Below are 12,158 nucleotides of genomic sequence, written 5' to 3'. Positions count from 1 at the left end.
TTCTTTTAACACTAAAGCCTTTGATAAACTATCAAAGGCTTTTTTATTTATGCTCTGACTTAACTAAAATCCTCGTCAGGGAAAGAAATGCATACTCTTCAATAAAGTCTCACAGGAGAGAATTTATAATATAATGGAGTAAGAATAACGATGAGGCTAAACTACCTTGAACTTCGCAAGTTAGATCACGGCATTGCTAGGCTATAAAATCAAACTTTTATTAATCATGTGTTTAGTGTACTCCATTCGAATGGAGCAATACCCAGACTTAAAAAAAACGCTCAAAAATTTATGCGGGGAATTTTACAATGAATTCGCTTCCCTTTCCTGCCTTTGATATTAACTCTATATCTCCTTTCAGGCGATCAACTAGTGTTTTAACAATAGCCAAGCCCAGACCATTAGAAGTCTCCCCGGCAGTAGGCTGAGCACTAAGCTTTTTAAATTTTTGAAAAAGATGTTTCTTATCTCTTTCAGAGAATCCAGGGCCTTGATCTTTCACTGATATCCAGAAATGTGAATTGGATCGGCCTGCGGATACATCAACAACAGAGTTTCTTTTCGAGAACTTAATGGCATTGGATATAAGATTATCAACAATACGATTCAGGTATGAAGCATCTATACTTATATCTGAATTCTCAATACGACTAATATGAAGGTGTATATTTTTGGATTCAGCTAAAAGTGTAAATAGCTGTATTTTCTCAAGCAGAAATTTACTGATATCAAATGTTGAGTAATTGGGCTCTGCGTTTTCTTCAAGCATATGTACGTCAAGCAGATCTTTTATAAGGTCAAGTCCTGCCTGTGTGGCATCTTTGGTCATTTGCACATATACCTTATTCTCTTCGCTCAAGGAGTTCTCCATCTCCATCAGATCCGCTATCCCCTTAATCCTATTCAATGGAGATTTTAAATCATGGGCAACAATGCTCATCAAAGTGTCTTTTTCATGATTGATATCTGATAGTTCAATATTTCTCTTCGAAAGCTTTTCATTTTGCTCAACAATCTCGGTCCGCTGATTTTGGATGAACTGGTTTTGTTGCGCCAGCTTTTCATTGATCTCTCTGCGCTTTTTGTTATTACGCCATTGCACCAATCCCAGGATGCTTACAAAAGCAACGATAACGATCAATACTATATTTTGAAGTTTTTGCTGCTGGATAATGGCTTCATTGGTCTCGTGATTGGCCTTGAGCAACTTGTTCTCCTGTTCTTTTCGTTGTATCTCAATTTCAAATTGCAGACGTTCTACCTGACGTGTGAGATCAAGGTCTTTAATTGAGTCGCGCAAAATTAAATAGTGATTTTGATTCTGTAGTCCTCCTATTTTATCGTGCTCTTTTTCTGATAATTTCCAAAGCCAATAATAGGCCTTCATCTTCGCGGAAAGATCATTGGACTTTGCAGCCATGTCTCGAGCCATGTCAATATATTTCTTCGCTCCTGGTAATTCGTTCTTTGCAAACTTGATCCGTCCCATGGTGATATAAGCCTCCGGTAGCATTCGTACATTATTCTTTCCGATGATGACCTTCAGTCCTTCCTTGCAAATGGCCTCGGCTTCTTGTAACAGTCCTTGCGCCAGATAACTCTCTGCTATATATGTTTTGATATCAGCCAGGTTTATTTCATCATGTATAATCTGTCCTGCAGAATCGGCCAGATGAAGGAAATGCAATGCTTTATCATGCTGATTGATTTCCTGCGCAAGTCTTCCAAGTTGCCCAAGCGCAGACATGATATCGCGCGTGTTATGCAGAGATAAGCGAATTCTGTACGCTTTAAGATAATTGTTTTCGGCTTTACTATAATCGTGTTGTAGTTTATACAAGCCGGCAAGACTTTGGTAAGTATAGGCAAGTCCGGATGAATCATTTATAGCCTCAAACAAGGCCATGGCCCGAATGAAATATTCATACGACCTTGAAAGAATACCTTGCTCAAAGAAAAGCCTTCCAAGGTTATTATTGGAGTGTGCTATCTGCGCAGAATCCTTTTGTTCAATAGAAACCCGAAGCGCTTCATCAAATGCTTCAAATGCGCTTATCCGATTGCCCTTATAATTATAGGCTACACCGATAAAGTTAAAGGACTCGGCAAGCCCTTTGGAAAGGTTTAATTTTCTGCCCAGAGTAAGGGCTTTGTTCGAATACAGGATCGTACTATCGGGAGAAGCCCAGCGATATTCCCAAGCCAGATCATTGAGAAGTTCGAATCTTCTTTTGTCATCTGCAGAGTGTTTTATGCTGGTCTTTAAACTATCGATTAATCTGAGATTCTGAGAATAGGAAGAAGTCCAGCACAACAGGATACAAGAAATGATAGTAACCGTTTTCTTCACTACAGCAGGGGGTCTTTACGAATAGAAATATTGGAATAAAGTTACGATTTCCCAAACGTAAAGCACGGTAGTTCCCTCTTCGCTCAAAACCAATCAGAAGAAGACCTTAGTCTTCCTCTATGAAATTCAAATCACGGCCATAGGTTTCATCGATCAGGCGGAACACCAATAAAGCAACAATAATGGTGAAAACGCCCACAATCAAAGCACCATAGATCATTCCTGTGCTTTTGGCGTGCGCATCACCTAATGTAGGAGTATAATGTTCATGAATCTTGTCGCGAAGGAATTTAAACAGTAGTGTAAGTGGTATCACTGTTCCACGAATAAAATTAGGAACCGAAGTGGTTACAGTCGATCTTAAATTTGTACCAAATTGCTCGGCTGCTATCGTTACGAACAACGCCCAATAGCCAATGCCACATCCTAATATAAAACAGGTAAAGTAAAAGAAATTAGCTTCTCTAACCGGTGTAAAGAGATAGAGGAGTATAAAAGCAAGGGTAAGCAAGATAGATATCAATACAACTTTCTTGCGTGTCTTTAATAACTGGCTTGCAAGCCCACTGATAATATCACCCACCGCTAATCCGATATAGCTATACATAATGGCGTTACCAGTAGTAATTGTTCCTTTGATTGATAACGCGCTCGCAAATTCAGGAGAGAAAGTTACGAGTATACCGATGGTATACCATATCGGCAAGCCTATAAATATACACCCGATGAATTTGATTAACCTGGATTTTCTTTTGAATAACTGAAGAAAATTACCGCGAACAACTCTCTGTTCTTTGGTGCGAAGAAACACGCTTGATTCAAGCACACTTACACGCGCTATCAACAGCAACAATCCCATGCCACCTCCAACAAAATAGGAGATCTGCCACGATTCAAAGGAGCCTGCTGTTAATTTTATTTGCGATACCAGGTTTCCAACAACAGCTCCCATCAATCCCACGGTAGCAATGATCGTTGTTCCGTAACCCCGCAAATTGGGAGGTAATGATTCTGAAACGAGCGTAACACCAGCGCCCAGCTCGCCCGCGAGCCCTATACCCGCTATAAATCTGAGCACAACATATTGATCAACTGAAGTAACAAAACCATTTGCAATGTTGGCAAGTGAGTACAACACTATAGATCCAAACAGCACAGACAGCCTTCCGCGTTTATCTCCCATAATGCCCCAGATAATTCCTCCCACCAACAGGCCTGCCATTTGTACACGAAGCAAATGCTCACCCTGGTCGAAGAGTTGATCTTCCGACACACCCAGGGAAATGAGGCTTGGCTTTCTTACAATGCTGAACAGAAGCAGGTCATAGATATCTACAAAATAACCCAGCGCTGCTACAATAACAGGCAAGCTCCAGAGTGGTTTGAATTTATTGTCAGACATATACTTATTTCTTCTCTATGATGTAATACAGGATAGGCCCGAGTATCGGAAGCAGCAATACAACGATCACCCACAATATCTTTTTATCGGTTGCCTTATTGCTGCGGAGAATATCAACGATCGCCAGTATATCAATAACTACGATCAGTAATGAAATGAGTCTTCCCATCGTAAACTAGTTGTTTTCGAGTATGCGAAACAATTCATCGAGATTAGGTGTGATAATAATCTCTGTCCTTCTGTTCTTTTGTTTATTCAAGTCTGTGTCGTTAGCCGCCAGCGGTATAAATTCACCGCGACCGGATGCTGTTACTTGCTTGGGCGATACACCCGCCTTCGTTAATATTTTTGTGATGGATGTAGCACGCATCACACTTAAGTCCCAGTTGTCCTGCATGTATGGCGACTTCTTTGAGATTGGCACGTTATCGGTGTGCCCTTCAACCATAATGTTAATGTCCTTTTGATCTTTTATAGCTTTCGCCAACTGCTGCAAAGCGGTTACGCCTTTGCTGTCTACCTCGATACTCCCCGAACCAAAAAGAAGTTGTTCTGCCAGCGATATGTATACTTTTCCGTTCTTCACTTTAACTGTGATGTCATTTTCTTTAAAATTCAATAAGGCATTGCTGATTTTGTTCTTCAGGTCTTGAACGGCTTTGTCCTTGCTGGCCAACACTTGCTCCAGTTCCTTTACTTTCTTTTCTCGCTCAGCGAGGCTATTACTGAGAGAGTCATTTTCCTTGCGGGTCTTTTCCAGGTTTTGTTGTATGGACAGAAGTTGTTCCTGCTGTTGCACCAGGTCGCGTGTTTGTTTGCCATTGCTGGTCACCAAATTCTTATAGTTGTTGTTTAACTTCGAATGTTCTTTTTCCAGTTCAGCGAGGCGTTGGCTTTTGTTACGTTTCTCAATACCCAGGCTTGTCGTATCTTCTTTCAACTTTTTCAATACTTGCGATAGCGAATCGAGATTTGAGTTTGCCTTGTCTAGTTGTGCAGAGCGGTCTGCCAGGTCGGCTTCTGTCCGAATTTTTTGCGCCAGCAGTTCATCATATTTTTTCTTGCTGACAATGCATGATGAAAAAATAAGACAGATAAAAAAGGGAAGTAATAGATTCTTCTTCATGGTAGAATTCAAAAAATAGTGACCCAAATTAATAATTATTATTTACTTACAACCATCAACAAAATATTGTCTGAAGCCTGAACCTAAATTGATGTTTAAGGCAGCACGATCCATATAGTTGAGAATGCAGCATATATACTGTGCAGGGTGTATATTCTTTATGTGACCTTTTATTTCTTTTTCATCCGATTCTTTAGGAAAGATGTTCTTATTCGTTATTTTCATTCATCTAAAACCAACGTCATGGAAGGAATGTTAAAACCTGGAAGCTTACAAAACAAAACCATTATCATTACCGGTGGCGGAACAGGCCTGGGCCGTTCTATGGGTAAATATTTTCTGGAACTTGGAGCCAACCTCGTCATCACCAGTCGCAAAAAAGACGTGCTTGATAAAACTGCAGATGAGCTGATGAAAGAAACGGGCGGCAAAGTATTAACGGTGACCTGCGATGTGCGCAAATACGAAGAGATTGATAACCTGATCAAAACCACGGAAGCTACCTTCGGTCAGATCCATGGCGTATTAAACAACGCTGCTGGAAATTTTATAAGTCCAACAGAACGACTCTCGCACCGTGCGTTTGATATTGTAGTAGATATAGTGCTGAAAGGAACTTACTATACAACACTGGCAGCAGGAAAGAACTGGATTGAAAAAAAGCAACCCGGTGTATTTCTCAACATTGTAACAACTTATGCATGGACTGGTTCCGGATATGTAGTGCCTTCTGCTTGTGGTAAAGCAGGTGTGCTCGCGCTTACCAGATCGTTGGCGGTGGAGTGGGCCAAGTATAAAATAAGAAGCAACGCGATTGCCCCCGGGCCATTCCCTACGGAGGGAGCATGGAGTCGTTTGTTACCTGGCGACCTTGTGAAGAAATTTGATCCGGCTGAGCGCGTTCCCTTGAAGCGCGTTGGTGAACACCAGGAGCTTGCTAATCTTGCGGCCTATCTTATGTCTGATTATTCAGCCTATGTAAACGGTGAGGTGATTACCATCGATGGCGGCGAGTGGCTGCGCAACGGCGGAGAATTCTCTCACCTGGAAATGATACCAGAGCCGATGTGGGATATGCTTGAAAAGATGCGCGGTAAATAACATGGGACCTCTTTCGTCCGCGTCATGCTATTCATTCATTGCGATTTGTATTTTTGAGCCATGGACCGGTTACAGCAGGAATTATTGAAGCGGTTGAAGGCTCGTGAGAATGAAGGATCACTTCGTTCGTTGAAGTATACTTCCGGATTAATCGATTTTACTTCGAACGACTATCTCGGGTTGGCACGATCGGAAGAGTTGTTTTATGCTATTCAACAGAAGCTGGATGCACAGCGCTTCAAAAGCAACGGAGCGACCGGCTCGCGCTTGCTGGCGGGCAATAACTCTTATTATGAAGAAGTAGAATCCATGCTGGCCGGTATATTTCAGGCCCCTGCTGCATTGATATTCAACTCCGGATACAGCGCTAACCTGGCTGTACTATCTTCGCTTCCGCAAAGAGGCGATACCATACTATACGATGAACTGGCTCACGCCTGCATTAAAGATGGCGCACGGTTAAGCATGGCGAAACGTTTCAGCTTTCATCATAATGATCTGAATGATCTTGAAGCAAAATTGAAACGTGCAGAAGGAAAGATATTCATTGCTGTAGAATCTATATACTCAATGGACGGCGATGCCTGCCCGCTTCATGATTTAGTAACGCTTGCTGAAAAGTATGATGCTTTCATTATTGTAGATGAAGCTCACAGCACAGGTGTTGTAGGCGAGAGAGGCAGCGGCCTCGCAGTGTCACTGAAACTTCATGATAAAATTGCCATACGTGTATATACCTTTGGTAAAGCCATGGGTATACACGGCGCTTGCGTGGCGGGTTCTGATGTACTAAGAAGTTATCTGATAAACTTTGCACGTCCTTTTATCTATACCACTGCATTGCCCCCGCACAGTATAGCTGCTGTTGATTGTGCTTTTCGCTATCTGCAGGTAAATATACAGTTGCAGGAACAACTGAAGCAAAACATACAGTTATATAAAAAAGCTGTTCAGAATTTGCCTAACCGAACCGATAGCAATAGTGCAATTCAGACTGCAGTATATCCGGGTAATGCGCTGGTGCGCAAAGTAGCCAATGCATTGCAGCAGCAGGGTCTTGATGTTCGCCCTATACTCTCACCAACGGTGCCCAAGGGTACAGAGCGATTGCGCATCTGTCTGCATGCGTTTAATTCTGTTTCGGAAATTGAGCAATTAACAGAAGCGCTGAAATCCTTTCAACTTGTAGCGCATTAATATTTTACGCGTAACTTTCGCACATGAATTATTTTGTGACGGCTATTGATACCGACAGTGGCAAAACGTTTATGTCAGCTATATTATGCCAGGCATTGCAAGCGGATTATTGGAAGCCGGTACAGGCAGGATTTCCACGGGATGCAGATATGGTGAAGAAGCTGATCAGTACAGATATTACCATTTTTCCCGAAACTTATTTACTCAACACACCGGCATCGCCACACGCAGCTGCAGCAATTGATGGTATCACAATTTCATTGGATGCTTTTCAGAGACCCAATACAAAAAATGATCTTGTTATTGAAGGAGCCGGCGGCTGCCTTGTGCCCCTGAATGATAATGATTTTGTTGTTGATCTGGCTTCGCGTGTAGCTGATGCCGTAGTGCTGGTAGCTGATTTATATCTTGGCAGCATCAACCATACACTGCTTACAGTAGAAGCTTTGAAAAAAAGAAATATTCCTGTGAAAGGAATTATATTCAATGGCCAGTCTAATCCTGAAAGCGAGCGCATCATTCTTCATCACTCGGGGTTGCGTTGTCTTCTGCATATACAGCGCGAGGAGTTAATAGATCAGGAAACAGTGAAGCGATATGCGCACCAATTAAAAGAAAATTGGAATGGATAATATAAACCTGAAAGAGCTTGATAAGAAAAATATCTGGCATCCATTTACGCCATTAAAAGGAGGCGCAGAACCGGTGATGATCACATCTGCCGAAGGAGTATATCTGCATACTGACGATGGTCGCAAGATATTAGACGCGGTTTCATCCTGGTGGGTAAATCTTCATGGCCATAGCAATCCTTATATAGCAAAGGCAGTAAGCGCACAGGCTGGTATATTAGAGCACGTGATCTTCGCAGGATTTACGCACGAGCCGGCTATACAACTGTCAAAAAATTTGCTGTCGATATTGCCTGCCAATCAATCGCGTATATTCTTCTCGGATAATGGTAGCACCGCCGTTGAAGTGGGTTTGAAGATGGCATTGCAGTACTGGCACAACCAGGGCATAGAGAAAAAGAAAATTATAGCGATCGATGGTGCTTACCATGGCGATACATTTGGTTCTATGTCAGTAGGTGAGCGCGGTATATTTACCAATCCGTTCAAATCGCATTTGTTTGAAACTATATTTATTCCTTTTCCAGATACAGAGCACGAGGAAAAGACACTGCAGCAATTCTGTGAGTTGATAGAAGAAGGCGATGTAGCTGCCTTTATATATGAACCTCTTGTGCAGGGAGCCGGAGGAATGCGCATGTATTCGCCAGCTTTGCTCAACGAACTGCTAACGGAAGCACAAGCGCAGGATGTAATATGTATAGCCGATGAAGTGCTCACAGGCTTCGGTCGCACAGGAAGATACTTTGCTTCCGATTACTGTTCGGTAAAACCGGATATCATGGCGGTGTCGAAGGGGATTACCGGTGGTACCATGCCCCTGGGCGTTACCACCTGCTCGAAGAAAATTCTGAATGCCTATGAGTCAGATGATTTCCTGAAAACCTTTTTTCATGGACATTCCTACACTGCAAACCCAATTGCATGCGCTGCCGCAAATGCCAGCTTTGAATTGTTAGTATCAGATGATTGCCAGCAGAGTATTCAGCGAATCGGCAATCAACACCGCACGTTTGCGAGTGAAATGCTGGATCATCCTGCGGTAGCAACCGTTCGATCACTGGGTACATTTCTCGCACTGGAATTAAAAACAGACACCCGAACATCGTACGAAAACGAGATCCGTAAAAAGATATATCCGTTTTTTATGGAACGAAATGTTTTGCTGCGTCCGTTAGGCAATATCATTTATATACTCCCTCCGTATGTGATCACGGATGAACAACTTCACAAGGTATATACCGTGATCCGCGAGTTTCTGGATTCGCTACAACAATAGTTTACATAAAATGCTTCGATCTTTGATATGCGCATGTTATTGATAAACATCAACTGCCTGCCTCGTTGAAGATCGAAGTTTTTTAGTAAGTTCGGGTATGCGATTTTTATACCTTCTCTTTCTCTGTCCTGTACTTTCTTTGGCACAGCCGATAACGGCCACGCAGCAAAAGGCTTTGAATGCCTATGTAGATTATGCCAATCAGTCGGCTACTGAAGTCAAACAGGTTGTACAATCTGTTCTGGCCTATTATCCCGGTTTGCAACAGCAGCGTTCATGGGGTGCGCCGCAGTATACTTGTCCCGTGCAGCAGGAGGAATATTACTATACAACAACATTGAATTTAAGTAAGGGGCTGGCACCAGGAGTGGCTGGTAGTCTTAATGCCAAGTTAAAAGAGCTGCGAGCGGCAGCAGACAAGATCGATGCAAATTGCAAAGCACTCGACACCTATCATAAACTGGAGGACTATAAGCAAGATAATTTTGCAAAAGCGAATGAATTAGTTCGTGCATTGCCGTTGTTGCTGCGCTACTATAAAGAAAAGCAACGAGTGTTGCAGACAGAACTTGAAGCGGTTTTTAAGAAAGCGCAATCAACCATGACGGCTTATAAAAATGCAGACAACTTTATGCGTAGTGAAATTCTACGGGAAAGATACCTGCTGGACTTATGGACTTTAAACGCTCAGGAAAATATACCAACGGGGTGGCCTGTAGAAAAACTTGAGCAAAGTATAATTGAGACAGATCAACAATTGTCAATTATGGAGAAGATGAACCCCGTGTTAAAATACCCAACGTCCAGTATGTGGGGATCTTTTCAAAGTGGGTTGTCTTCTATACTGGAAGTAAAACGAAGCAGTTTGAATGGGTACAACTTCGAGGCAAGAAAGTCAGACAAGTATAGCAACGATGTATACCTCGACCTGATAAACTATTTTAATGGCACGCTGGTATCAGATTATAATAGTTTTATTCAGTTTGCGGTGGGAGATGGCTACTATGGATTGAAGATGATCCAATACTTTCCTCTCTTTGAAGTTCGGAGCGAACCTGTTTCCAATACGATACAGGCAAAGCCTTTTGCTGACATTCCCCGTGTACCCATAACAATAGAGCTGCAGAAAACACCTTTACCGAAACTTCAGTTCGAATCATTGCTCAGCTATGTAAACTACATCAACGAAACCTGGCGACAGATGCGGAACCTGCAGTCTTCACTGGAAAGTTTCAGCAGCAGTGCTTCCTACTTCAGAACACTGGATTCGTATGAGAAGCATGGGCCACTTCATTTTGATTATGATAACTACAACATTCCCAAAGCAGAATACCAAAAAGCGATAGCGGATAGCAAGAACCTTTCACCTGTCATCGCGAAGTCGCTCAACGATGAAGCAACGGTGTTGGAGCGTATCCTTACCGAGCTTGATGAACTCAGTGCATCGATCGCTATACAGGTAAGCGAGCGAGCCTATGAGAAAGACCACTTGGATAAAATATATGCCATACTCGAGCGACAACGGGTATTGTTTGACGAATGGGACAGGCGCAAAGAATTGTTTTATGAAGATATCCGAAAAGTGTTTGATGCTTATCCTACAGCTAACCCTTCCAGTTCATGGTATATTTCCGGTCGGGCATTGCGAAATCTCACGGAGCTGGATCATGATGCGCTGTTCAAAGCAAAAGCATATTATACAGGCGACAGCACCATACAGATTTCTACGGAAAATATAGATGCTGCAGTGCGCGATGTGATTGCCAGGGAATATGAAAACATGAAAGGGATTCAGAAGATTGGTCGTAACAATGGACTTTGTCCCTATACGCCATACGAAGATTTGCCGGAAACTTCGCGCAGTTTGAGTGAAGCAATTAAGGAGCTGAAGCCTGCAAAATCTTCCCGTTACGAACATCCCTATCATACCATGGTATATCGTTATAACGACATTGTAGACGACTACAATAAATTCTGTGAGCTATCGGTAACGGTTCTACATCTGCCGACTATACATCAACCAGAATTATTTTCTGTTAAATATGCTTCTAATAATAGGGCAACCAACAACAGGACTCCGGTTACAAAGAACCAGGAGCCATCTGTAGACAAAGGCCAGCAACAACAGCAAGTTGTCACGAAGGAAGCGACTAAAACAACCGCAAAAGTGCTGCACGATACAGTGTATATTGAAAGACGCGACACAGTATACATCGGCATGCCGGGCGAAGACCTGTATTCGATGGAAGGCTACGCTACCAACAACATGATCCTTTTGCTGGATGTATCTGGTTCTATGAATACCGCTGATAAACTTCCACTATTAAAAAATGCTGTGATAAGCATGATTTCCATGATGCGCCCTGAAGACAAAGTATCTATACTGTCTTTCTCTGATAAACCTAAAGTGCTGCTAGAGTCTGTTTCTTTCAAAGATGAAGGGAAGATCACAAAGGCCATTAACAATCTGAAATCATCCGGAAAGACCGATGGTAACGCAGGACTAAAGCTGGCCTATAAAACAGCTGATGAAAATTATATTCGCGGTGGTAATAACCGCATTGTGCTTGCTACTGATGGCGAGTTCGCTACAAGCGAAGAAACGTTACAATTGATTCGCCAATTTTCCAGGGAAGATATATTTCTCACCATCTTCAACTTCGGCAAAGGAGTCGGCTCTTCCAAAGCGTTGGAAAATCTAGCAGCACTTGGCAAAGGGAATTATGCTCACATCACAAAAGAGAATGTAGACATAAGTCTGATTCGTGAAGCAAAGTCAAAACGGGTGAATCGTTAAGCGTTAAAAGTTATACATTAACCGTGAGTGTGGGAGCAATTTCATAGATATCCCGGATTATGCCTTTGCGGTAACTCCAAGCTTCTTTGCACTCTGTGCCACTGGATTTTCGCGTATAACTAATAACGGTTAACCGGTAATGAATAACTTATTTTTCCGTGCTATTCTGAGGAATAAAATACATTTATTTCCCACAGAAACCACAGAATTACACAGATAACTAATAACGATTAACCTGTAACTAATATCCGTTAACTATTTATACAGGTTGCCG

General features: G+C 42.3%; 9 protein-coding genes. 5 read left to right on the top strand and 4 right to left on the bottom strand.

Annotated elements, in window-relative coordinates; translation table 11 throughout:
- Positions 1-289 precede the first annotated feature (289 nt).
- The 4 genes from V7Q33_RS22370 to V7Q33_RS22355 all read right to left on the bottom strand — a co-directional run bounded on the left by V7Q33_RS22370 (position 290) and on the right by V7Q33_RS22355 (position 4,878).
- Positions 290-2,350: an ATP-binding protein gene (locus tag V7Q33_RS22370; protein WP_333821353.1), complete on the bottom strand. Its 2,061-nt coding sequence runs from the start codon at positions 2,348-2,350 to the stop codon at positions 290-292.
- Between the two features lie 106 nt (positions 2,351-2,456).
- Positions 2,457-3,752: an MFS transporter gene (locus V7Q33_RS22365; RefSeq protein ID WP_331979908.1), complete on the bottom strand. Its 1,296-nt coding sequence runs from the start codon at positions 3,750-3,752 to the stop codon at positions 2,457-2,459.
- A 4-nt stretch (positions 3,753-3,756) separates the two neighbouring features.
- The gene (locus V7Q33_RS22360) at positions 3,757-3,921 is read right to left on the bottom strand and encodes a PLDc N-terminal domain-containing protein (protein WP_331979910.1); all 165 of its coding nucleotides are present in this window, start codon (positions 3,919-3,921) and stop codon (positions 3,757-3,759) included.
- A gap of 6 nt (positions 3,922-3,927) precedes the next feature.
- Positions 3,928-4,878, bottom strand: coding sequence for an OmpA family protein (locus tag V7Q33_RS22355; RefSeq protein WP_331979912.1), 951 nt, complete (start codon positions 4,876-4,878; stop codon positions 3,928-3,930).
- A gap of 243 nt (positions 4,879-5,121) precedes the next feature.
- Here V7Q33_RS22355 and V7Q33_RS22350 point away from each other — a divergent pair, with 243 nt between their 5' ends.
- The 5 genes from V7Q33_RS22350 (at position 5,122) to V7Q33_RS22330 (ending at position 11,884) form a co-directional block, all read left to right on the top strand.
- Positions 5,122-5,979 (top strand): SDR family oxidoreductase, encoded by an 858-nt coding sequence (locus V7Q33_RS22350; protein WP_333821352.1) that lies wholly within the window; start codon positions 5,122-5,124, stop codon positions 5,977-5,979.
- Positions 5,980-6,039: 60 nt separating this feature from the next.
- Positions 6,040-7,176: an aminotransferase class I/II-fold pyridoxal phosphate-dependent enzyme gene (locus tag V7Q33_RS22345; protein WP_333821351.1), complete on the top strand. Its 1,137-nt coding sequence runs from the start codon at positions 6,040-6,042 to the stop codon at positions 7,174-7,176.
- Positions 7,177-7,199: 23 nt separating this feature from the next.
- On the top strand, positions 7,200-7,808 hold the full coding sequence (gene bioD / locus V7Q33_RS22340) for a dethiobiotin synthase (RefSeq protein ID WP_333821350.1): 609 nt from the start codon (positions 7,200-7,202) through the stop codon (positions 7,806-7,808).
- Positions 7,801-9,087 (top strand): adenosylmethionine--8-amino-7-oxononanoate transaminase, encoded by a 1,287-nt coding sequence (gene bioA, locus V7Q33_RS22335; protein WP_333821349.1) that lies wholly within the window; start codon positions 7,801-7,803, stop codon positions 9,085-9,087. The genes bioD and bioA overlap by 8 nt, the downstream gene beginning before the upstream one ends.
- A 139-nt stretch (positions 9,088-9,226) precedes the next feature.
- Positions 9,227-11,884 (top strand): vWA domain-containing protein, encoded by a 2,658-nt coding sequence (locus V7Q33_RS22330; RefSeq protein ID WP_333821348.1) that lies wholly within the window; start codon positions 9,227-9,229, stop codon positions 11,882-11,884.
- The last annotated feature ends 274 nt before the right edge of the window (positions 11,885-12,158 follow it).

The organism is Ohtaekwangia sp. (assembly GCF_036786105.1).
Taxonomy (GTDB): domain Bacteria; phylum Bacteroidota; class Bacteroidia; order Cytophagales; family Cyclobacteriaceae; genus Ohtaekwangia.
Note: the sequence above shows the minus strand (reverse complement) of the source record. Positions and strands in the feature narration are given on the sequence as shown.

Coding starts and splice junctions, on each gene's coding strand:
- V7Q33_RS22365 (WP_331979908.1), bottom strand. CDS start 3,752: ATGTCTGACAATAAATTCAAACCACTCTGGAGCTTGCCTGTTATTGTA.
- V7Q33_RS22360 (WP_331979910.1), bottom strand. CDS start 3,921: ATGGGAAGACTCATTTCATTACTGATCGTAGTTATTGATATACTGGCG.
- V7Q33_RS22355 (WP_331979912.1), bottom strand. CDS start 4,878: ATGAAGAAGAATCTATTACTTCCCTTTTTTATCTGTCTTATTTTTTCA.
- V7Q33_RS22350 (WP_333821352.1), top strand. CDS start 5,122: ATGGAAGGAATGTTAAAACCTGGAAGCTTACAAAACAAAACCATTATC.
- V7Q33_RS22345 (WP_333821351.1), top strand. CDS start 6,040: ATGGACCGGTTACAGCAGGAATTATTGAAGCGGTTGAAGGCTCGTGAG.
- bioD (WP_333821350.1), top strand. CDS start 7,200: ATGAATTATTTTGTGACGGCTATTGATACCGACAGTGGCAAAACGTTT.
- bioA (WP_333821349.1), top strand. CDS start 7,801: ATGGATAATATAAACCTGAAAGAGCTTGATAAGAAAAATATCTGGCAT.